Source organism: Erythrobacter donghaensis (genome assembly GCF_002155425.1).
GTDB lineage: Bacteria > Pseudomonadota > Alphaproteobacteria > Sphingomonadales > Sphingomonadaceae > Erythrobacter > Erythrobacter donghaensis.
This window is the reverse complement of sequence record NZ_MUYG01000009.1, coordinates 405224-426685: the sequence shown is the minus strand read 5'-3', so window position 1 is coordinate 426685 and position 21462 is coordinate 405224. Positions and strand designations below refer to the sequence as shown.

At 65.0% G+C, this 21462-nt stretch carries 25 protein-coding genes; 12 read left to right on the top strand and 13 right to left on the bottom strand.

Translation table 11 applies throughout. The features are described 5' to 3' along the window. Nucleotides 1-2: 2 nt before the first annotated feature. The 3 genes from BZF59_RS08310 to BZF59_RS08300 are packed head-to-tail and all read left to right on the top strand — an operon-like array spanning nt 3 to nt 1815. On the top strand, nt 3-452 hold the full coding sequence (locus BZF59_RS08310; RefSeq protein ID WP_245806075.1) for an ATP-dependent zinc protease family protein: 450 nt from the start codon (nt 3-5) through the stop codon (nt 450-452). A gap of 24 nt (nt 453-476) precedes the next feature. Continuing rightward, a complete protein-coding gene (gene rimK, locus BZF59_RS08305) occupies nt 477-1382 on the top strand; it encodes a 30S ribosomal protein S6--L-glutamate ligase (RefSeq protein ID WP_086607777.1) in 906 nt (301 codons plus the stop codon). A 37-nt stretch (nt 1383-1419) separates the two neighbouring features. Next, nucleotides 1420-1815: a RidA family protein gene (locus BZF59_RS08300; RefSeq protein ID WP_086607776.1), complete on the top strand. Its 396-nt coding sequence runs from the start codon at nt 1420-1422 to the stop codon at nt 1813-1815. A 6-nt stretch (nt 1816-1821) separates the two neighbouring features. On the opposite strand, the gene BZF59_RS08295 is transcribed toward BZF59_RS08300, so the two are convergent. The 4 genes from BZF59_RS08295 to rpsF form a co-directional block, all read right to left on the bottom strand. Beyond that, nucleotides 1822-3258, bottom strand: a complete 1437-nt coding sequence (locus tag BZF59_RS08295; protein WP_086607775.1) for an AMP nucleosidase — start codon at nt 3256-3258, stop codon at nt 1822-1824. Nucleotides 3259-3395: 137 nt separating this feature from the next. After that, complete coding sequence (rplI, locus tag BZF59_RS08290) at nt 3396-4001, bottom strand: 50S ribosomal protein L9 (RefSeq protein WP_086607774.1); 606 nt, start codon at nt 3999-4001, stop codon at nt 3396-3398. A gap of 14 nt (nt 4002-4015) precedes the next feature. After that, nucleotides 4016-4240: a 30S ribosomal protein S18 gene (gene rpsR, locus BZF59_RS08285; RefSeq protein ID WP_017665523.1), complete on the bottom strand. Its 225-nt coding sequence runs from the start codon at nt 4238-4240 to the stop codon at nt 4016-4018. Then, nucleotides 4240-4605: a 30S ribosomal protein S6 gene (gene rpsF, locus BZF59_RS08280; RefSeq protein ID WP_086607773.1), complete on the bottom strand. Its 366-nt coding sequence runs from the start codon at nt 4603-4605 to the stop codon at nt 4240-4242. The genes rpsR and rpsF overlap by 1 nt, the downstream gene beginning before the upstream one ends. A 208-nt stretch (nt 4606-4813) precedes the next feature. Here rpsF and BZF59_RS08275 point away from each other — a divergent pair, with 208 nt between their 5' ends. Continuing rightward, entirely contained in the window at nt 4814-5761 is a 948-nt protein-coding gene (locus tag BZF59_RS08275; RefSeq protein WP_086607772.1) for a DUF808 domain-containing protein, read from the top strand. 10 nt (nt 5762-5771) lie between these two features. Continuing rightward, a complete protein-coding gene (locus BZF59_RS08270; RefSeq protein ID WP_086607771.1) occupies nt 5772-6413 on the top strand; it encodes a glutathione S-transferase family protein in 642 nt (213 codons plus the stop codon). On the opposite strand, the gene BZF59_RS08265 is transcribed toward BZF59_RS08270, so the two are convergent. The 4 genes from BZF59_RS08265 to BZF59_RS08250 form a co-directional block, all read right to left on the bottom strand. After that, the gene (locus BZF59_RS08265; protein ID WP_086607770.1) at nt 6410-7060 is read right to left on the bottom strand and encodes a class I SAM-dependent methyltransferase; all 651 of its coding nucleotides are present in this window, start codon (nt 7058-7060) and stop codon (nt 6410-6412) included. The genes BZF59_RS08270 and BZF59_RS08265 overlap by 4 nt on opposite strands. 144 nt (nt 7061-7204) lie before the next feature. Next, nucleotides 7205-8743: a class I adenylate-forming enzyme family protein gene (locus tag BZF59_RS08260; RefSeq protein ID WP_086607769.1), complete on the bottom strand. Its 1539-nt coding sequence runs from the start codon at nt 8741-8743 to the stop codon at nt 7205-7207. A gap of 36 nt (nt 8744-8779) precedes the next feature. Further along, a complete protein-coding gene (locus BZF59_RS08255) occupies nt 8780-9031 on the bottom strand; it encodes a hypothetical protein (RefSeq protein WP_086607768.1) in 252 nt (83 codons plus the stop codon). A gap of 35 nt (nt 9032-9066) precedes the next feature. Beyond that, nucleotides 9067-10494: a glutamate ligase domain-containing protein gene (locus tag BZF59_RS08250; RefSeq protein WP_086607767.1), complete on the bottom strand. Its 1428-nt coding sequence runs from the start codon at nt 10492-10494 to the stop codon at nt 9067-9069. A gap of 56 nt (nt 10495-10550) precedes the next feature. On the opposite strand from BZF59_RS08250, the gene BZF59_RS08245 reads away from it, so the two are divergent. The 6 genes from BZF59_RS08245 to BZF59_RS08220 all read left to right on the top strand — a co-directional run bounded on the left by BZF59_RS08245 (nt 10551) and on the right by BZF59_RS08220 (nt 16113). Further along, entirely contained in the window at nt 10551-11381 is an 831-nt protein-coding gene (locus BZF59_RS08245) for an LD-carboxypeptidase (RefSeq protein WP_086607766.1), read from the top strand. Nucleotides 11382-11416: 35 nt separating this feature from the next. Beyond that, on the top strand, nt 11417-12355 hold the full coding sequence (fabD, locus tag BZF59_RS08240; protein WP_086607765.1) for an ACP S-malonyltransferase: 939 nt from the start codon (nt 11417-11419) through the stop codon (nt 12353-12355). Next, entirely contained in the window at nt 12355-12933 is a 579-nt protein-coding gene (locus BZF59_RS08235; RefSeq protein WP_086607764.1) for a hypothetical protein, read from the top strand. The genes fabD and BZF59_RS08235 overlap by 1 nt, the downstream gene beginning before the upstream one ends. Nucleotides 12934-12945: 12 nt before the next feature. Next, entirely contained in the window at nt 12946-13710 is a 765-nt protein-coding gene (gene fabG, locus BZF59_RS08230; protein WP_086607763.1) for a 3-oxoacyl-[acyl-carrier-protein] reductase, read from the top strand. Nucleotides 13711-13871: 161 nt separating this feature from the next. Further along, entirely contained in the window at nt 13872-14999 is a 1128-nt protein-coding gene (dnaN, locus tag BZF59_RS08225) for a DNA polymerase III subunit beta (protein ID WP_086607762.1), read from the top strand. 28 nt (nt 15000-15027) lie between these two features. Then, nucleotides 15028-16113 carry a DUF2855 family protein gene (locus tag BZF59_RS08220; protein ID WP_086607761.1) on the top strand — a complete coding sequence of 362 codons (1086 nt, stop codon included), beginning with the start codon at nt 15028-15030 and terminating at the stop codon, nt 16111-16113. A gap of 15 nt (nt 16114-16128) precedes the next feature. Here BZF59_RS08220 and BZF59_RS08215 read toward each other — a convergent pair whose 3' ends face one another. After that, nucleotides 16129-17895 carry an N-acyl-D-amino-acid deacylase family protein gene (locus BZF59_RS08215; protein ID WP_086607760.1) on the bottom strand — a complete coding sequence of 589 codons (1767 nt, stop codon included), beginning with the start codon at nt 17893-17895 and terminating at the stop codon, nt 16129-16131. Between the two features lie 115 nt (nt 17896-18010). On the opposite strand from BZF59_RS08215, the gene BZF59_RS08210 reads away from it, so the two are divergent. Further along, nucleotides 18011-18292, top strand: coding sequence for a DUF427 domain-containing protein (locus BZF59_RS08210; protein ID WP_086607759.1), 282 nt, complete (start codon nt 18011-18013; stop codon nt 18290-18292). Nucleotides 18293-18302: 10 nt separating this feature from the next. On the opposite strand, the gene BZF59_RS08205 is transcribed toward BZF59_RS08210, so the two are convergent. The 4 genes from BZF59_RS08205 to BZF59_RS08190 form a co-directional block, all read right to left on the bottom strand. Further along, nucleotides 18303-18899 carry a hypothetical protein gene (locus BZF59_RS08205; RefSeq protein ID WP_086607758.1) on the bottom strand — a complete coding sequence of 199 codons (597 nt, stop codon included), beginning with the start codon at nt 18897-18899 and terminating at the stop codon, nt 18303-18305. A 145-nt stretch (nt 18900-19044) separates the two neighbouring features. Further along, the gene (locus BZF59_RS08200) at nt 19045-19563 is read right to left on the bottom strand and encodes a pyridoxamine 5'-phosphate oxidase family protein (RefSeq protein WP_086607757.1); all 519 of its coding nucleotides are present in this window, start codon (nt 19561-19563) and stop codon (nt 19045-19047) included. A 61-nt stretch (nt 19564-19624) separates the two neighbouring features. After that, nucleotides 19625-20806: an acetyl-CoA C-acyltransferase gene (locus tag BZF59_RS08195; RefSeq protein WP_086607756.1), complete on the bottom strand. Its 1182-nt coding sequence runs from the start codon at nt 20804-20806 to the stop codon at nt 19625-19627. A gap of 134 nt (nt 20807-20940) precedes the next feature. Then, nucleotides 20941-21390, bottom strand: a complete 450-nt coding sequence (locus BZF59_RS08190) for a MaoC family dehydratase (RefSeq protein WP_086607755.1) — start codon at nt 21388-21390, stop codon at nt 20941-20943. Nucleotides 21391-21462: the final 72 nt, after the last annotated feature.

The following is a 21462-nucleotide window of genomic DNA, read 5'->3' as shown; positions in this document are numbered from 1 at the left end:
AGGTGGCGCGACCTCCGCTCACCGTCGGCTGGCGCGAGCTCGTCAGCCTGCCCGAGCTGGGCCTTGCGGGCATCCCCGCAAAGATCGACACCGGCGCGCGCACATCCTCGCTCCACGCCCACGTGCTTGACGATTTCCGGCGCGATGGCGAGCGCTTCGTGCGCTTCGCGGTCGACTGGGGCGGGGAGCGCCATCATTGCGAGGCGGTGCATGTCGATGTGCGCGGCATCACGTCGTCGAACGGCGAGCAGCAGACCCGCTTTGTCATAAAGACGCCGCTGACCGTCGGTAATCTCACCTTCCGTGCGGAGATCAGCCTTGCGGACCGGTCCCAGATGCAGTTTCCGATGCTGATCGGGCGCACCGCGCTCCGGCGGCGGATGGTGGTGGATAGCGGTCATTCGTGGCTGCAATCGCCAGCGAATGCGGATAAGGGGCCGGGCCGCCGGTAAAATGCCGGACTTGAAAGGTATTCCATGAAAATCGCGATGCTGGCGCGCAACGCCAATCTCTACTCGCACCAGCGCCTGAAAGAGGCTGCCGAGGCGCGCGGCCATACGCTCGACATTCTCAACACGCTGCGCTGCACGGTGCATATCGCCAGCCACCGGCCGCAGGTGTTCTACAATGGCGCAGCCGTAGCGGCCTATGATGCGGTGATCCCGCGCATCGGGGCCTCGATCACCAACTACGGTCTCGCGATCCTCAGGCAATTCGAGATGCGCGGGATCTGGTCGCTGAACGAAAGCGTCGCGATCGGCCGCAGCCGCGACAAGCTGCGCAGCTTGCAGATCCTCGCCAAGCACGGCCTCGGCCTGCCGCTGACCGCCTATGCCAACGACCCCAAGGCTGCCGAGGAGATCATTAAAGCGGTCAAGGGCCCGCCGGTGGTGATCAAGCTGATCGAGGGCACGCAGGGCATCGGCGTGGTGCTGGCCGAGACGATGAGCAGCGCCAAGTCAGTGATCGAGGCCTTCCGCGGGGCCAACGTCAACATTCTGGTGCAGGAGTTCATCAAGGAAGCCGGCGGCACCGATATCCGCGCGCTGGTGGTGGGCGGCAAGGTGGTCGCCGCGATGCAGCGCACCGGCGCGCCCGACGAATTCCGCTCCAACCTGCACCGCGGTGGCAGCGCACAGGTGATCAAGATCACCCCCGAGGAACGCTCGACCGCGGTGCGCGCGGCCAAGCGCATGGGGCTTAACGTGTGCGGGGTGGACATGCTGCGGAGCAATCACGGCCCTGTCATCATGGAGGTCAATTCCTCGCCGGGTCTGGAAGGTATCGAGAGCGCTACCGGGAAGGATATTGCCGGGCAAATCATCGACTTCATCGCCGCCAACGCGAAGGGCGGGGCGACCAAGACAAAGGGGCAGGGATAGGCTAGGCTTGCGTCTCTACCAGAGGGGGGACAAGCCAATGCAGATCAAGACCCACAATCCGACACCGTGGCTCCAGCACTTCGGGCTCAACCATGCCGTCGAAGTCAGCGGAGCCGCCCGCACGGTCTATTTTTCCGGGCAGACCGCGTCGGATGCCGACGGGGCGGCGCTCCATCCGGGCGACCTCGTGGCGCAATACAAGGCGGCATGGGACTGCCTTGTCGCCGCGCTGGAGTCCGCCGGCATGACCCCGGCCAATCTTGTGCGGATGAATATCTACACCACCGATGTCGACACTTTCATGGCGACGGCCGAGCAGACCACCGCACTGCATATCGCGGCCGGAGCGCAGATCGCCTGCACCTTGCTCGGCGTGGCCCGGCTTTACGATCCGGCGATCATGGTCGAGCTGGAAGCGACCGCCGTCGCCTGACGCGCCCTACCGGAAGGGCGGTTCATTGAACGCGCGCAGCTTGCGCGAGTGCAACCGGTCGCCCTCGTCGCGCAGCATGGCGCAGGCGACGATGCCCATCTGGAGGTGGGCGGCGATGGCTTCCTCGTAGAACTTGTTGGCCTGTCCGGGCAGCTTGATCTCACCGTGGAGCGGCTTGTCCGAGACGCACAGCAGCGTGCCGTAGGGCACCCGGAAGCGGTAGCCCTGCGTGGCGATGGTGGCGCTCTCCATATCGATCGCGATCGCGCGGCTTTGCGAAAAGCGCTTCGCCGAGGAGGAATAGCGCAGCTCCCAGTTGCGATCGTCGGTGGTGACGACGGTGCCGGTGCGCATCCGCTGCTTGAGGTTCGCGCCCTGCACGCCCGCAACCTCCTCGGCCGCGGTGGCCATCGCCTGCTGGACTTCGGCAATCGGCGGGATCGGCACTTCGGGAGGCAGCACCGGATCAAGCACGTGATCGTCGCGCAGGTAAGCGTGGGCGAGCACGAAATCGCCGATCTTCTGGGTCGAGCGCAGGCCGCCGCAGTGGCCGATCATCAGCCAAGCGTGGGGGCGCAGCACCGCGAGGTGGTCGCAGATGGTCTTGGCGTTGGAAGGGCCGACGCCGATATTGACGAGGGTGATCCCGCGCCCGTCCTCGCGGATGAGGTGATAGGCGGGCATCTGGTGGCGGCGCCATGCGGTGTCGTTGAGCTGATCCTGCGCGTGGGCGGTCGGCTCGCGAATATCGAGCCCCGCCGCACCGGTCAGGGCGACATAGCCATCCTGCCCGATTTGCGCGGCACCCCAGTTCACGAATTCATCGACATAGCGGTGATAGTTCGTAAACAGGATGAAGTCCTGAAAATCGCTCACTTCGCTGCCGGTGTAGTGCTTGAGCCGAGCGAGCGAGTAATCGGTGCGAAGGCCATCGAACAACGACAGCGGCATGTCCTGATCTTCGGCAAATTCGATCCCGTCGGCCAGCTCGTCCCCGATTAGCGCAAGATCGGTAGAGGGGAAGTGCGCGGCGATATCCTGCGGCGAAATGCCGACCATTGCCGCCCCCGCCTCGCCATCGAGCACATAGGGGAAGGGGATTTCCTGCCGCGAGCGCTCGACCGTGATCTCGACCTCATAGGCACTGCCGATCAGGGTCAGCTGCTCGGTCAGGTAATGCGCGAAAAGATCGGGGCGGGTGATGGTGGTGGTGTAGGTGCCCGGCATCTCGAGCCGCCCGAAGGCACGGCTGCGATCGCGCGGCGCGCCGATCCCGGCATAGCGCAGAGTGATCTGCGGATAGGCATAGCTGCCATCCTCGCGCTTGCGCTGCGGCGGCACGGTGCCGTCACGCCCGAAGGCGATCACGTCGTCGCGCAAGGCGCGCACCGCGTCGTCATAGTGGTGCTGAAGCGCGCTGAGAATGGCGGGAATGTCGATCATGGCAGTTGCTCTGCTCCTTTGTTGTTATCGTTGTATGGCAGCACCTTTGCGCAGGGCACAGGCTGTTTACAAGAAGGGCGCGAAGATCGAGGTGATCTTCGCGCCCTGCTGTGTTTTCTGGCTGTGAGGCGGAAGGATCAGGCGTCGTCGCCGTCTTCCATCAGCTCGGCCGGAATTTCGCCGGGCTCGAGGTTGGTGTCGATGCGGGTCGCGTCGGCCTGTTCCTCGATGGCGCGCTGTTCGTCTTCGAACATTGCGGCCAGCACGTCGACGCCTTCGCTCTGCAGCTTGGCTTCGTCGTCCGAACGGGCGACATTGGCCTTCACCGTCACGCGCACTTCAGGGTGCAGCGCGATGGTGACATCGTGCATCCCGATCGCCTTGATCGGCGCGCCGAGGATGACCATGCGCTTGTCCACATCGTGGCCCTGATCGGCGAGGCCAGCAACGATGTCGCGGACGCTGACCGAACCATAGAGCTGACCGGCGTTCGAGGCGGCGCGGATCAGCACCACTTCGGCGCCCGCCACCTTTTCACCCTGCTTTTCAGCATCGGTGCGGCGGTCGGCGTTTTCCTTCTCGAGGCGTTCGCGGTTGGCTTCGAAGACCTTCTTGTTGGCTTCGTTGGCGCGAAGGGCCTTCTTCTGCGGCAGCAGAAAGTTGCGCGCATAGCCGTCCTTCACGGTGACGACGTCACCGATCGAGCCGAGCTTTTCGATGCGCTCAAGGAGAATGATATCCATGTGTCCTTCTCCTCTTACTTCACGATGAAGGGCAGCAGGCCGATCTGGCGCGCGCGCTTGATCGCCTGGGCCAGTTCACGCTGCTTCTTCGCCGAAACGGCGGTGATGCGCGACGGCACGATCTTGCCACGCTCGGACATGAAGCCCTGCAGTAGGCGCACGTCTTTGTAATCGATCTTGGGGGCATCCTTGGCCGCGAACGGGCAGGACTTGCGGCGGCGGAAAAACGGGCGTGCCATCAGTCGCGCTCCTCACGGGTTTCGCGGCGCTTCCGCTCGCGTTCGTTCTTGCGCATCATCACGCTGGGGCCTTCCTCGTGCTCTTCCACGCGGATGGTCATGTAGCGGATGACGTCTTCGTTGATGCGGGTCTGGCGCTCGAGCTCGGCAACGACCGAGCCGGGGGCGTCGATGTTGAGCAGCACGAAATGCGCCTTGCGGTTACGCTCGATCTTGTAGGCGAGCGACTTCAAGCCCCAGGTTTCGGTCTTGGTGACCTTGCCGTTGTTGGCTTCGATGATTTCGGTGGCTTGCGCCGCCAGCGCGTCAACCTGAGCCTGGCTCAGATCCTGACGCGCAAGAAAGACGTGCTCGTAGAGCGCCATCTTGCGTCCTTTCACTCCATGCCGATCGCTGGCTGATCCGCGTGCCTTACGCGGGGCCCCTCCGGCTTTCTTCGATCAATCGCCGGGCGGTTCCCATGCGAAGCGCGGCCCCTTACAGCTTTGGCGATGAATTGCAAGTCTTGTCGGCATGGAACCGGACGGGCAGGCGCTGCTTTGGCGCACATGATTCGCGCCAAGGGGAAGACATATGCCGTCAGGACTGGTTGCACTGCTCGATGACATCTCGGTGATCGCCAAGGCGGCGTCCGCCTCGATCGACGATGTCGCGGCTGCCGCAGGGCGGGCGGGGAGCAAAACCGCGGGCGTTGTGATCGACGATGCGGCGGTCACCCCGAGCTACGTCACCGGGCTCTCTCCCGCGCGCGAATTGCCGATCATTTGGAAGATCACCAAGGGCAGTTTGCGCAACAAACTCGTCTTCTTGCTGCCCGGTGCTATTTTGCTGTCAGAATTTCTGCCCGGTGCGATTATCTACATTCTTATGCTGGGCGGAGCCTTCTTGTGTTACGAGGGCGCGGAAAAGGTGATGGAGAAATTGGGCGGCGCTAAGCACGGCGAAACGCTTGAGGACGACATCAAAGACCCCGTTGCTTTCGAAAACAAGCGAGTTGGTGGCGCAATCCGCACCGACCTGATCCTCTCAGCCGAGATCATGGCGATCACCCTTGCCGCGCTCGAACTGGATGTGTGGTGGGAGCGCGGGCTGGCGCTGGCGCTGGTCGCGGTAGTGGTTACTGTGGTGGTTTATGGCGCAGTTGGGCTGATCGTGAAGCTCGACGACATCGGACTCTATCTTACAAAGCAGTCCAACTCGGCTAAGCAGGCCTTTGGTCACTTTCTGCTGCGTTTCGTGCCCAAGCTCCTCGTGGCTCTCTCTCTGATTGGAACCGTGGCGATGCTGTGGGTCGGTGGCGGGATCATTCTCCATGGAACCGATGAGATCGGATTCCACGCCATCTACGGCGTCGTTCACGGGGCAGAGGGTGCTGTGGCCAGCGCTGCCGGTATGTTGGGTGGAGTTGCGGGCTGGGTGACCTATGCCGCGCTTTCGGCCGTGGTCGGCCTGATCCTCGGCTCCATCATCGCTTTCGTCCTGCACAAAGTGCTGGGTGTGGGCGCGGGCGAGGGGCATTAAGCCTGCGCGCATGACAAAGCCGATCCTCTACACCTGCGCCCGTTCCCGCGGCCTGCGTGCGACCTGGGCGGCGGAAGAGGCGGGGGTCGATATCGACCTCAGAATCCTGCCGTTTCCGCCGCGCTATCTTGCGCCCGACTACACGACGATCAACCCGCTCGGCACAGTGCCGATGCTGGTCGATGGTGAGACGAAGCTGACCGAGAGCTGCGCGATCGCGCATTACCTCGCCACGCGCGGCGGCTTCACCGATCTCGCCATCGCGCCAGGGGAGCGGGACTATGGCGAATACCTCGACTACACCTACCATGCCGATGCGACGATCACTTTCCCGCAGACGGTCTATATGCGCTTCTGCCTGTTCGAGAAGGACAAGGGCCTGCAAGCCGCGGGTGAGGCCTATGCCAAGTGGTTCCACAAGCGGTTGGTCAAGGTCGAGCAGCGGCTCGAGACCCGCGATTACCTCTGCGCCGACCGCTTCACCGTGGCCGACATCTGCATCGGCTATGCGCTGATTCTGGCCCAAAGCGTCGGGCTGGACGAGGGTGTGCCGGACAACCTCAAGGCCTACCGCGAGCGCCTGACTGCGCGGCCTGCCTACGCCCGCGCCGTGGAGCGCGAGGAAGCCGGGCGGCGCGTGCTTGAGGCTTAGGCGGCTTCCGTTTTCTGCCCCTCGGCCTTCCAGCCCCAGGCTAGGCGGCAGGGGAGGATGTTGAGCAGTTCGAACCCGTCATCGACCCGGTCGAAATGCTGCGCGGTGAGGTTCCGCGCCGACTTGCTGAACTGGTAGGTCAGGAAGGCCCCGCCGGGACGCACCGCCCGCGCCGTCGCCGCCGCGATGCGCGGGCCGACACCGTCAGGCAGGGTCGAAAAAGGCAGGCCCGAGAGCACGTAATCCGCCTGTTCGTGGCCGTGCGCGCGGATGATCTCCTCCACATCCTCGGCCGATCCGTGCACCGCGATGAAGCGGCTGTCTCCGATGGTGCGCTTCAGATAGTCGATGAACAGCGGGTTGGTGTCGATCACGATCAGCATCCCGTCGCGCGGCAGGCGGTCGAGCACCGGGCGGCAGAAGGTGCCCACGCCCGGCCCGTATTCGACGAAAAGCTTGCAGCGGCTCCAGTCGACCGGCGCGAGCATCTTGCGGATGGTGAAGCGCGACGAGGGGATGATCGAGCCGACCATCACCGGATGCTCAAGAAAGCCTTGGAAAAACACGCCCCAGGGTCCGAAAAACTGCTGCACCTTGCGTTTGATGCGCGTCAGGCGGCGTTCCCCGGTGAGCTCGTAACCTGCCATGATAGATCAGTTTCCCTTGCCGCGCCCCCGGCGTGAGGACCAATCTGCATGACAGGGAAATTGCAAATCCCCGACAGGATTGCAAGGCTTTGGCGCAGCGGGTGATGGGCGTCCGTCAGGGCGTGGCCAGCCCGCGATGAACGGCTAACCCGCTGCCTGATCGGGCGTAACGGGCCGGGCCGAGAGCTCGCGGCGCAGCAGCTTGCCGATCGGATCGCGCGGCAACTGATCGACGAATTCGATATAGCGCGGGCGCTTGTACCCTGCGATCTGGCCCTTGAAGCGTTGCGTGATTTCCGCGCGGGTTAGCGTTTGGCCGGGTTTCAGCACCACGAAGGCCTTGACCGCCTCGCCCCACTTGCGGTCGGGCACGCCGCAGCAGCCCGCGTCGGCGACTTCGGGCATGGCGGCGAAGACTGCGTCGACCTCGGCCGGATAGACGTTTTCGCCGCCGGTCTTGATCAGCTCCTTGGCGCGGCCCAGCAGATAGCCGCGCCCGCGATCGTCCATCGTGCCGAGATCGCCCGTCCTCAGCCAGCCGTGGCCGAGCGCAGCCTCGCTCGCCTCGGGGTTGCGCCAATAGCCGAGCATGACCGAAGGCCCGCGCAAGGCCAGCTCGCCTTCCTCGCCGTGGGGCAGGCGATGGCCGTCAGGGTCGAGCACGGTCATCTGCACATGGGGCAGAGTCCAGCCGATCGAGCGGGAGGCTTCGAGCATGTCCGGGTAGTCGATGAAGGTCGCGAAGCCGCAAATCTCGGTCTGGCCATAGCCGCCGACGACGCGCGCGTCCCACTCCTTCTCGATGAACTCATACATCTGCGGGCGGCCCATACCCGCCCCGCCAGTGTAGTTGGTGAGCGGCATCCGCCCACCGCGCACCGGCTCCATCGTGGCCCACGGAAAGCAGATCGTCGGAAAGGCGCTGGTAGTGGTGCAGCCTTCGCGGTGGAGCAGGTCGAGGATCGCCGCGCTATCATCGTCGCGGCCCGCAAACACGCTTGTGCCCCCACAGGCGAGCATCGCGGCGACCTGCTGCATGCCGACGACATGGAACAGCGGATTGACCGACAGCAGCACCTCGTCGTGCCGAAATCCGCGATGCTGCGCGAAGCCGAGCGCGCTCGCCGCCACCGCGCTGCCCGCCTGCAGGCAGCCCTTGGGCTTGCCCGTCGTGCCGCTGGTGTACATCATGTAGAACGGGCGTTCGGGGGTGAGCGCGAGGTCTTCGGGGTGGCGGACCGACCCGTGGGAACCGGCGACAAGGGTTTCGAACACTCCGTCGGCCGCGTGGGCCTCGTCGACCTCGTGCACCTCGCCCGCTTCGGCTCCGGCCAGCAGGGCGGCGAAGCGCGGGTTCACGAAGGTTATGGCAGGCTCGGCATCGCCGCAGATCCACGCGAGTTCTGCCGGGGCCAACCGCCAGTTGAGCAGCACCGCAATCGCCCCGATCCGGCCGCAAGCGAGCAGGGTCGTGAGGAACGGCGCGCCGTCGGTCAGCAGCAGAGCGATGCGATCCCCCGGCGCGATCCCGCGCGACAGCATCCAGCATGCGAGATTCGTTACGCGGGCATCGAGCTCGGCCCAGGTGAGCCGCTGCGTGCCGTCGACTGTCGCCAGCCGTTGCGCATGACGTTGCGCGCAGTTCGTGAGCAGGGTGTCGAGGCTGAAATCTCGGGGGTGCATGGACGACTGGCTACACTTGCCCCGTCCGCGCAGCCATCAGCGATTTTGCGAAGGCGGGGCCTCGTCGAGATCGAGCCCACACCGGGTGCAGATGCGGTTGGGCCAGACCACCGCGAACCGGCCGCGAAAGAACGCGTTCTTGCCGCACCTCGGGCAGTTGAAGCCGAGGATCGGGCGGTTGACGACAAACAGCAGCACGATGGCCGCGGCGAAGGCGAGCGTCGAATGGCCAAACAGCTGGTCGGTCGTCGCGATCAGCAGCAGCGAGAACACGAGCGTTCCCGCCATGTACCAGGCATGGCGGCGCGCGCGGGCGTAGAGGCTCAGGGGAGGCGGGGGAGAAGCGATCGCGCAAACTCCGTCAGCGTGTCGTCGCGCGCGCCCATCACCACGATCCGGTCGCCGGGGCGGGCGAGGGCCGCGATCCGGTCGCCGCAGTCCTCGCGGGCAGGGATATGCTCGGCCGAACCGCCAGCGTCCTTGATCAGCGCCACGATCCGCTCGCTGCCGACAGAGCGATCCACCGTGCCGCCGAAATAGACCGGGTCGCACATCAGCGTCACATCGTCCGGCCCAAGCTCACGCACGAAAGTCGCGGCGAGTTCCTCACCCATCTGGCGCAAGGGGCCGTAGCCGTGAGGCTGGAAGAAGGCGACCACCCGGCCGGGGGTCGCCTTGAGCGTGCGCAGGGTGGCGGCGCATTTTTCCGGGTTGTGGCCGAAATCGTCGATTACCGTGGTGCCGGACGGGGTCGTGCCGATCACCTCGAAGCGCCGTGCCAGCCCCTGAAAACTGCGCAAGGCATAGGTGGCATGGCCCACCGCGATCCCCGCCGCGCTCGCCGCCGCGATGGCCGCCAGGGCGTTGGAGAGGTTGTGCAGGCCCGGCATCGGCAGGATCAGCGGAAACACCTCGCGCTTGCGGTTGTCGATCACCGCCGCGCGCAGGCCGAGCTCGCTCTGGTCGATCGAATCCGGATCTACCGTGATATCGGCGGAGCGTATTCTGACCCCGAAGGTCACCTTTTTCTGCGCGCGGGGGACGAGATAACCAGCCTCCGCGCTATCGAGATTGATCACCGCTGTCCCGGCCTTGCCGACGAAATTGCCGAACAGCACGCGCAATTCCTCGATGGTCTTGTGATCGAGGCTGACATTGAGCAGCACGCCGATGGTCGGGCGGTAGAGCGCGATCGAGCCGTCGCTCTCGTCCACCTCGCTGACGAACAGGTCGCGCGATCCGATCCGGGCCGAGGCGAAGGGGCTTGCGGGCGAGATGAAGTTTTTCATCACCGCGCCGTTCATGACCGTCGGGTCATGGCCCATTTCGGTCAGGATCCAGGCGATCATCCCGGTGACGGTGGACTTGCCAGAGGTGCCGCCGACCGCGACCGAGAAATCGGCGGCGTTGAACAGGTGCGATAGCAGCTCGGCGCGGCTGAGGCGCGGGCAGCCAAGTTCGCGCGCGCGGACCACTTCAGGCACGCTGTCCTCGATTGCGGCAGAGGCGATCAGCACTTGCTCTGGTGAGGACACGCCGCTGCCGTCCTGCGGAAACAGGGTGAAGCCCGCGCTTTCCATCCAGACGAATTTTTCGGGCGTGCGGCCCTGATCGCGGCTGCGATCCGACCCTGCAACAGGGTGGCCAAGCCCATGCGCGATCTGCGCCAGCGGCAGCATTCCGGACCCGCCGATGCCGCAGAAGAACAGCGGCCGCCCTGCGAGCGACCCGGCGATGATCCCGTTATCCATATCGCATTGGGTTATTGGCTTGCGCGCCCCCTGACAAGCGCCATAGTCTGGGGCACATGACGAATATCGCCATCTGCGCACCCGCCACGCCCATCACCCGCGAACAGCAGGCGGCGCTCGAACAATTGGTCGCCGCCGAATTCCCGCAGGTGCGCGTTACCTTCCACGAACAGTGCTTCGCGCAGCACGGCCACTTCGCCGGGGACGATCTCACCCGCCTGACCGCGTTGCTCGACTGCGCCAATGATCCGGCCTTCGATGTCGTGTGGTTCGCCAAGGGCGGCTACGGCTCGAACCGCATTGCCGAGGCGGCGGTGGTGCGGATGAACGAGGCGGCGCGGGCCAAGACCTATGTCGGCTTTTCGGACGCGGGCTACTTGCTTGCCGCGCTCTACAAGGCGCGCATCGGCCAGTGCGTCCACGGCCACATGCCGGTGAGTTCCCGGTCCGAAGGCGGGCGCGAGGCGATCCGGCGGGTGCTGCGCTGGCTCGAGGGCGACACCAGCGGGGTCGAACCCAGCCTCGACGGCACGACCCCGGCGGCGGCCTTCAACCTCATCACGCTGGCGATGCTGACCGGCACGCAGATGATGCCCGACCTTACCGGCCACGTGCTGATGGTCGAGGAAGTGGCTGAGCACATGTATTCGGTCGACCGCCTGTTCTTCCACCTGGCCGGAACGCTGCCGCGGCTGGCCGGTCTCAGGCTGGGCGCGATCACCGATGTGCCGGAAAACTACGTCGAATTCGGTCAGACCGAGGAAGAAATCGCGCAATTCTGGTGCGCGCGTATGGGCGTGCCCTACCTCGGCCGGGCGCTGATCGGGCACTATTCTGCCAACAGGGTTGTACCCTTCGGCCTTGCCAGCCCGCCCGTGCGGACGTAACGGCGCGCCCCAAATCATAACGGATGGGGTCTGATATGCGCGCGTTCATTTTTCCGGGGCAGGGGAGCCAGAAGGTCGGCATGGGCGCGGAGCTTGCCGCGGCGAGCGAAGCGGCACGCGACGTGTTCGGCGAGGTCGACGATGCGCTGCGGCAGAACCTTTCGGCGATGATGCGCGAGGGGCCTGAAGACCGCCTCACGCTGACCGAAAACGCCCAGCCCGCGATCATGGCCAATGCCATCGCCACCCTGCGCGTGCTCGAGCGCGATTTCGGCGTGAAGCTGCTCGAACAGGCGAACTGCGTCGCGGGCCACTCGCTCGGCGAATACACCGCGCTCGCCGCGATCGGGGCGTTCAAGCTGACCGACGCCGCGCGCCTCCTGAAGCTGCGCGGATGGGCGATGCAGGCCGCCGTGCCGCTTGGCGAGGGCACGATGGCGGTGCTGCTGGGCGCCAATGTCGAGCAGGCGAAGGCGCTGGCCGAGGCTGCCGCGCAAGGTCAAGTTTGCGAAGTCGCCAACGACAACGACCCGTCGCAGGTGGTGATCTCGGGCCACACGGGGGCAATCGAGCGGGCGGTCGGGCTGGTGAAGGAATTCGGGATCAAGCGCGGCATGATCCTTAATGTCTCGGCCCCGTTTCATTCCTCGCTGATGGCCCCGGCGGCAGAACGCATGGCCCATGCCCTTGCCGCAACCCCGCCCGGCGCGCTGGCGGTACCGCTCTACGCCAACGTCACCGCTGCGCCCGTCACTGACCCCGAGGAAAGCCGCAAGCTGCTGGTCGAACAGGTCACTGGCCGGGTTCGCTGGCGGGAAACTGTGCTTGCCATGCGCGCCGATGGGGTGGAAAGCTTCGTCGAACTGGGCGGCAAGGTGGTCGGGCCGATGGTCGGTCGGACCGACAAGGACGCGCAGGTGACCAGCCTCGTGACCATGCAGGATCTCGAGGCCTTTGCGAAGGAGATGCTGTGATGCGCGGATTGTTTGTGCTGGCGGGCGCGGCATTGATAATCGCTGCGCCCGGGCACGCGGGCGATGTCAAGGAACTGGCCTGCGCCGAACAGGCCTACACCCCCGAACAGCGCGCGCAGATCGATGGCCTGCTGCCGCAGATCGATCTCCTGAGCGGCGGCGACAATCCGGCGCTGAACCAGCTCGGCGCGCTGGTTGGCAGCACCGCGATGCAGTGCGGCGACCAGCTGCAATGGGAGCAGGCCGATCTCCAGCCTGCGATCCTGTTCGAACTGGGCCGCTTGATGGAAATCGGGATGCGCCGTCATGGACCGCTCACGCCGGCGGAAATCGCTAAGGTCGAGGCCGCGCTCGCCAAGGGGGATCGCACCAAGCTGTGGACCGCCATCGAGGAGCAGGTCATGATCGGAATGACGGGCGGCGATGCCACGGTCAGCAATGATAATGCGGTGGTGTTCGGCGCCTTCATGGTCGAAACTGGGCTGGGGCTGGATGTGACGAAGGCCGAATATGTCGGGGCCTTTCTCGCAACCAAGGCGATGCAGCGCACCAGCATGCGCACCTTTACGGCACAATAGGAGCGGGGCGGAATGTTTTCCCTGAAGGGCATGAATGCGCTGGTGACAGGCGCCAGCGGCGGGATCGGGTCGAGCATCGCGCATGCGCTGGCCAGCCAGGGCGCTCGGCTCGCGCTTTCGGGATCGAGCGCGGCCAAGCTGCGCGCCTTCCGCGACGAGCTCAACGAAGCCTATCCGCACCACGACCACGATGGTCATGTCGAGATCACCTGCGATCTGGGCAATCCAACCCAGGTCGAAGAGCTGATCCCGGCGACGCTCGACACGCTGGGGACGATCGACATCCTCGTGAACAACGCCGGCATCACCCGCGACAACCTGGGCATGCGGATGAAGGACGAGGAATGGGATCAGGTGATCCGCATCAACCTCGAAGCCAGCTTCCGCCTGATGCGTGCCGCGGCGCGCCCAATGATGAAGGCGCGCTTCGGGCGGATCATCAACATCACCAGCGTCGTCGGCGCGACCGGCAATCCGGGCCAGATGAACTACTGCGCCGCCAAGGCGGGCCTCACCGGCATGACCAAGGCCTTCGCGCAGGAAGTCGCCAGCCGCGGGATCACCGCCAATTGCGTCGCCCCCGGCTTCATCCGCACCGCGATGACCGCCGCACTCGACGAGAAGCAGCAGGCCGCGATCAACGGGCGTATCCCGATGGGCCGCATGGGAGAGGGGAGCGAGATCGGCGCTGCCGTCGCCTTCCTCGCCAGCCGCGAGGCCGCATACGTAACGGGCGAAACGCTCCACGTGAACGGCGGGATGGCGATGCTGGGGTAGGGCGAGGGCCTCTTGCGCCCCCTTATCCCCAGCCGCGTCGCCCCTCGCAAAGCCGCCAACTTGCCCGACGCGCCACCCACGCTAAGGTTTGCATGACTTTCCGGCGCTTGAGGGCGATTCCTTCGCCCCTTTGCCATACACAGGACCGATAGGGACAAGCGATGAAGGCCACGATCGAACGCGCGACGCTGCTGCGGTGCCTTTCCCACGTGCAATCGGTGGTGGAGCGCCGCAACACCATCCCGATCCTTTCCAACGTTCTGATCGATGCCGACCTCGGCGGCGGCGTGCGGGTGATGGCGACCGACCTCGATCTGCAAGTGGTTGAAACCATGAGCGCCTCCTCGGTCGATCAGCCCGGTGCGATCACCGTTTCGGCGCACTTGCTGTTCGATATTGCGAGGAAGCTGCCCGAGGGTAGCCAGGTCAGCCTCACCACCAGCGACAACCGGTTGGAGGTCAAGGCCGGCCGGTCGAACTTCAAGCTGCCGACCCTGCCGCGCGACGATTTTCCGGTGATTGTTGAAGGCGATCTGCCGACCAGCTTCGAAATCCCGGCGCGGATGCTCGCCGAGCTGATCGACCGCACCCGTTTCGCGATCTCGACCGAGGAAACGCGCTACTATCTCAACGGCATCTTCCTCCACGTCACCGACGAGGACGAGCCGCTGCTGAAGGCCGCCGCCACCGACGGCCACCGCCTCGCGCGCTTCACCCTGCCGCGCCCCGAAGGCGCCGCCGGAATGCCCGATGTGATTGTGCCGCGCAAAGCCGTGGGCGAGCTGCGCAAGCTGCTCGACGAAGCGCTCGACAGCAATGTGCTGATCGACCTGTCGGCCAGCAAGATCCGCTTCACGCTGGGCGGTGAAGGCGGGGTGGTGCTGACCTCCAAGCTGATCGACGGCACCTTCCCCGATTACAGCCGCGTGATCCCGACTGCCAACGACAAGCTGCTGAAGGTCGATCCCAAGCTGTTCTTCTCGGGCGTCGACCGCGTGGCCACCATCGCCACTGAAAAGACCCGCGCGGTCAAGATCGGGCTGGATCAGGACCGCGTGACGCTGTCGGTCACTTCGCCCGACAACGGCACCGCGGCGGAAGAACTGGCGGCGGAATACCGCTCGGAAGGGCTGGAGATCGGCTTCAACGCCAACTACCTGAAGGACATCCTCGGCCAGATCGACAGCGACATGGTGGAACTCCACCTCGCCGACGCCGGCGCGCCGACGCTGATCCGCGAAAACGAGTCCGCCCGTGCGTTGTATGTGCTGATGCCGATGCGGGTGTGATCCCCGCCCGACAAGGAGGGGAATGCCGATGAACGCCGCTCAGGTTCACGTTCGCAAGGACGCGCTCACCGATGCCGTGCTGGCCGAGGTGCCAATGGGATCCCTCACCGATGGCGCGGTGCGCTTGGCGGTCGAGAGTTTCTCGGTTACCGCCAACAATGTCACCTATGCGGTGGTGGGCGATGGTTTCAAATATTGGGACTTCTTCCCTGCCCCTGATGGCCTCGGCATCGTCCCGATGTGGGGCCATGCGCGGGTGATCGAAAGTCGCTGTCCCGACATCGAAGTGGGCGAGCGGGTCTATGGGTATCTCCCGATGGCCACGCATCTGGACGTGATCCCCGGCAAGATTCATTCGGGCGGCTTTTCCGACATGACCGATTATCGCCAGCCGATGAGCCCGGTCTATAATGCCTACACCCGGCTCGCCGCAGACCCCGAACATGACCCCGCGCGCGAGGCGGAGCGGATGATCTACGGGCCGCTGTTCAAGACCGGCTTCATGATCGACTATTTCATGCGCTCGGAAAACTGGTTTGGGGCGGGGCAGGTGGTGCTCACCAGCGCCTCGTCCAAGACGGCGATGGGTCTGGCCAGCGTGGCGCGGCAGAACTCGCCGCAGATCAAGCGGATCGGGCTGACCTCGCCGGGCAATGTCGCCTTTGTCGAGAGCACCGGGCTGTACGACCAGGTTGTCGCTTATGACGATCTTGGCGGCCTGCCGGTGGTCGATACGGTGTCGGTCGACTTCGCAGGCAACCCGGCGCTGCTGGCTGCGATCCACGGCCACTATGACGATGCGCTCAAATATTCATGCCTCGTCGGCGCGACCCATATCGAAGAGCGCGGCGCAGGGTTCGGGCAAACCGGCGGTCTTGCGGGGCCCAAGCCTGAGCTGTTCTTTGCGCCGCACCACTTCGTCAGCTTCTTCAAGGAGCATGGGCCGATCGAGGGCGGCAAGATGGTCGCTGCAACCTGGCACGCCTTTCTGGGTGCGGTCGAGGGCACGGTCGAGATCGTGCGGATCAAGGGTCTTGAAGGTGCGCGCACGACCTTCCTCACCATGATCGGTGGGGCGGTCGACCCGGCCAAGGGGATCGTGATCGAACCCTGATGTGACGGCGGCGGATTACTCCGCCGCTTCGGCAAGCTCCACCCGCTGCGGGCCGCGGATGAGGCCGCCGGGGGTTTCGCCTGTCCAATGCCCGTCGCGGAAGGTGACCACGCCGCTCTTGATCGTCGCGACATAGCCGGTCGCCTTTTGAAGCAGCCGCTTGCCGCCCGCCGGAAGGTCGAAGGCGAGCCACGGCTTGCCGAGCTGGAGCGCGTCCATGTCGATCACGTTCAGATCGGCGAGGTATCCCGGCGCGATCACTCCGCGATCCGCAAGCCCGTAAAGCACCGCCGTGTCGCGGCACTGGCGCTTGATCGCCTGTTCGAGGCTGATCCGCGCCCCGCGCCGGCGCGACTTGACCCAGTGCTCCAGCATGAAGGTGGGCGAGGCCGCATCGCAGATCGTCCCGCAATGCGCGCCGCCATCGCTGAGCGAATTCACCGTGTCGTCAGCGTGCTGGAGCGGATGCAGGAAATCCAGATTGCCGTCGGCGTAGTTGAGGATCGGCAGGTAGATGAACCCGCGCCCCTCATCGCGGCACAGCAGGTCATAGGCATATTCCTGCGGGGCCATCCCGGCCGCAGCTGCGCGGGCGTTGATGCTCGCTTCGGGGCCGGGTTCGTAGTCGAAATCGGGGTCCATTTCGAATTGCAGCGTCCAGCCCATGCTGATCGCCATCACCACCCCGCCGATATCCTTGGGCGCGTCGGTGTAATCATTGGGTTCGGCGAGCATTTGCGCCTTGAACGTCGGATCGAGCAGTTTCGCCCGCTGCTCCTCCCACGGCAGATCGGCGATCGCCATCCAGCTTGGGCGGAAGCGGAAGGGGTGGACGGTACCCTGCCATGCCATGACAATGCCATTGCCTCGAAGTGCAATCTGGGCGACGATGTTCGCACCATTGTCGTTCTCGGCGCGCATCTGGGCGATCTGTTCGTCGAGCGAGAGTTCCTTGGCGATGGATTGCAGCGCGGCGAAGGTGACGGGGATCTTCGCCTCGCGCGAAAGTTGCCCCATCCAGCCGAATTCATTCCATTCGCGCTTGAGATCGCTCGCCATCTCGAACACCGCATGGCCGCCCGCCGCGGTCGCCCGGCCCATCGCGTGACCGATCGCGATCAGTTCCTCGGGCGTGGCGGTGGTGCCGGGGACGAGTTCGCCATCGACCGACTTGTGCAGCACCGTGCGCGAGGTCGAGAAGCCCAGTGCGCCCGCACGCACCCCTTCCTCGACGATCTGCGCCATGGCGGCGATGTCCTCGGGCGTGGGCACCGCGCCCGGCTGCTCGCGGTCCCCCAGCACGTAGGCGCGAACCGCGCCGTGGGGGACATGGGTGCCGATATCGACCGTGCGGGGCAGCTTTTCGAGCGCGTCGAGATATTCGGGGAAGGTCTCCCAGTCCCACGTGATCCCTTCGGCCAGAGCGGTGCCGGGAATGTCCTCGACCCCCTCCATCAGACTGATGAGCCACTCGTGACGGTCGGGCTTGGCGGGCGCGAAGCCGACGCCGCAATTGCCCATCACCACGGTCGTCACCCCGTGCCAGCTCGAGGGCGCCATTTCCTGATCCCAGGTCGCCTGCCCGTCATAATGGGTGTGGATGTCGACGAAGCCAGGGGTGACGGTCTTGCCACGCGCGTCGATCTCCTCGGCGGCGCTGCCCGCGATCCGGCCGACGGCGACAATCACGCCGTCCTTCACCGCGACATCGCCGGTGTAGGCGGCGGCCCCGGTGCCGTCGACGATCGTGCCGCCCCGGATGATGAGGTCGTATTGCGCCATATTCTCTCTCCCTTATGAGGGTGAGAATGTCGCAAAGTGGGTTGGCGGGCAAGGGCGGCGGCGGCTCGCTAACAATTGCGCGACTGGTGTGCGCATCGCTGGAGGAGCAGGAAGCATGGTCAAGGCAACATGGAACGGCGCCGTTATCGCCGAGAGCGACGCGACCGTGGTGGTCGAAGGCAACCACTACTTCCCGCGCGAGGCGGTCGATCCGGCGGTGCTGAGTGACAGCGCCACCACCACGGTGTGCCCGTGGAAGGGCACCGCGCATTATCACAGCATCACGGTGGACGGCAAAACCAATACCGACGCCGCTTGGTATTACTCCGATCCGAAAAGCGCTGCGTCCGAGATCAAGGACCGCATCGCTTTCTGGCGCGGGGTCGTTGTGGGGTGAGAGGCAGACGCTAGCGCGTCTGATCCGCGGGCAGTCCATACCCCGTTACCACCTGCGCACCGAGAAGGCCCGGAGCTGTCGTCACGGTAACGCTGCGGGGCTGCTCGCCATTCCACTGCCGATAGGTTGCCTCGGGAATGAAGTAGCGTCCTGCCGCTGCGCGGGAATCCGGCGTATCGGGGCGGAGCCACGCCCAGTGATTGCGGGTGCTGCTGCGCTGCGCGACGGTGAATTCCGTTCGCTCGAGCGTCATGCGGATCGTCTCTGCCGGACCGAGGCGCATCCCGTTCACGCTGGGCAGCACGCCCATGCTCCAGACGGGCCAGCCCATCAGGCCGACCATACCGCACATGATCGCCGCCAGTTTGCGCGCGCGCGGGTCGGCGATCCCTCCCGTGGCGAGCAGCCAGACCGCAAGGCATGTCAGCATCGCCGCGCCGAACCCTGCCGCCTTGAGCCCGGAGCCGGGGGCGGTATTGCGCGGCGAGCCCTCGCCGACGGTAAGGACGAGCGCGAGGGTCAGAAGGGCGGGAATGGCAAAGGGCAGCAGCAATTGCGCGAAGAAACGCGGGGGCACGGCAGGTGTGGAGGTGTTGTCCTTGGTCACGGCACCGGAGTTTCGCACAGGGGGATTACGAAACCCCTCACGCCGTTACGCGCTGGCGGGCAAGGCTGCTGCCCTTCGGGAACACAATGCAAAGCGGCGCGGGAGTCGCCTCCCGCGCCGCCGTCATGACGTCATGCCGTCAGGATCAAAGCTGCACTTGGGCAACCTTGTCCTTGTAATCTTCCTTGGGATCGATCCCGAGCAGCATCTTGATGCCCGCGACCACCGAGGATGCGTCGATCCAGACTTCGGCATTCTGCGGGTCAAGGCGGATCAGCGCGATCTTGGGGTCGTCCTTGCCGTCATACCAGGCCGCGACGAAGCGGTTCCAGAGCCGGTCGATGGTCGCGCGGTCGCGGGTGGTCGAAAGGTTGCCGTGGACGCTCGCCCAGATGTCGTGACCCTTGGAGGCAAAATGCGCCATCGCGCGCGGGGTCTTCCCCGCCAGTTCGGCCTGCTGCACCAGCTGGTAAAGCCCGTTGTCGGTCGAGGTGAAGAACCACACCGGGCCCTTGTACTCACCGTCTTCGTAAAGATCGTCCTCAAGCTGGGCGGTCATCGGACGGGCGTGGCCATCCTCGCCCCCGGCCATGCCGAGGAACATCGTCATGTCGCTCTTGAGCGATTTCCAGAACTTGCTGCGGATTTCCGCGTCGGTAGCCATGTTCGTCTCCTGTATTTGTGAACAGGAGAAACAAGCCCCGACGCGGAAAGAATGTTCCGTTTTAGAAGACTTCGAAGAGACCAGCCGCCCCCATTCCGCCACCAACGCACATGGTGACGACGACGTACTTGGCGCCGCGGCGCTTGCCTTCGATCAGCGCGTGGCCGGTGCAGCGGGCGCCGGTCATGCCGTAGGGGTGGCCGATCGAGATCGAGCCGCCATTGACGTTGAGGATATCGTTGGGGATGCCGAGCTGATCGCGGCAATAGAGCACCTGCACCGCGAAGGCTTCGTTCAGCTCCCAAAGGCCGATGTCGTCCATCTTGAGACCGGTCTGCTTCAGCAGCTTGGGGATCGCAAACACAGGCCCAATGCCCATTTCGTCAGGCTCGGTGCCTGCGACCGCCATGCCGACATAGCGGCCGAGGGGCTGGAGGCCCTTCTGTTCGGCAAGCTTGGCTTCCATCAGCACGCTGGCCGAGGAACCGTCCGACAGCTGCGAGGCATTGCCCGCAGTGATGTTCATGCCCGGGCCCATCACGGGGTTGAGGCTCTGGAGACCTTCGAGCGTGGTTTCGGGGCGGTTGCCTTCGTCCTTCGACAGCGTGATTTCGCGCTGCGAGACTTCCTTGGTCTCCTTGTCGACCACGTTCATGGTAGTGGTGACTTCGACGATCTCGTCATCGAACTTGCCGGCCTGCTGCGCGGCAGCAGTGCGCATCTGCGACTGGTAGGCATATTCGTCCTGCGCTTCGCGGCTGATGTTATAGCGCTTGGCGACCGTCTCGGCGGTGCCGAGCATCGGCATGTACACGTCCTTGTGCATCGCGATCAGCGAACGGTCGGGCGAGACGCGCATCTCGGGGGTCTGCACCATCGAGATCGAATCCTGACCACCGCCGACGACGATGTCCATGTTGTCGACGATGATCTGCTTGGCTGCGGTCGAAATCGCCATCAGGCCCGAGGAGCACTGGCGGTCGATGGTCTGGCCGCTGACGGTCACCGGGCAACCGGCGCGCAGCGCGACCTGGCGGGCGATATTGCCGGCCTGCGTGCCCTGAGTGAGGACGGCGCCCCACACCACATCGTCGATCGTGCCGGCTTCGATACCGGCGCGTTCGATCGCGGGGGCAAGGCTCAGCGCGCCGAGGGTGGCGCCGGGGGTGGCGTTGAAGGCGCCCTTATAGGCGCGGCCGATGGGGGTGCGGGCGGTGGAAACGATTACGGCGTCACGTGCCATGATGAAAGTATCCTTTGTGTTTTGCTCTCTGCCGTCATCCCGGCGAAGGCCGGGACCCAGAGACGGTCAGGGCGGAGCTTTGTCGCTCTGGGTCCCGGCCTGCGCCGGGATGACGATCTAGAGTGAAGTGAACCTCACACGAAGTATTGCGTGATCCACTCGCAGATCAGCGCGGGCTTTTCCTCGCCTTCGATCTCGATGGTGATCTCGCAGGTCTGCTGCCACTGGCCGGGGCGCTTCTCGATCATCTCGGTGAGCTTCCAGTGGCCGCGGATGCGCTTGCCGGCGCGCACGGGGGCGATGAAGCGGGTCTTGTTGCCGCCGTAGTTGACGCCCATCTTCACCCCGTCGATGCGCGGCGCGCCGCCTTGGGCACCCAGATAGGGGATCATCGACAGCGTCAGGAAGCCGTGGGCAATCGTCCCGCCGAAGGGGGTCATCTTGGCCATCTCTTCGTTGACGTGGATGAACTGGTGGTCACCCGTCGCCTCGGCGAACTGGTTGATGCGTTCCTGGCTCATTTCGGCCCATTCGCTGGTGCCGATCACTTCGCCGACCTTGGCGGCCAATTCCTGCGGATTCATGAGGCTTCCTCCTTGCCGTTCGCCGACGGGATCGCGTGCCCGCCGCGCTGCGTTTGCGGGGGCTTCATGGCG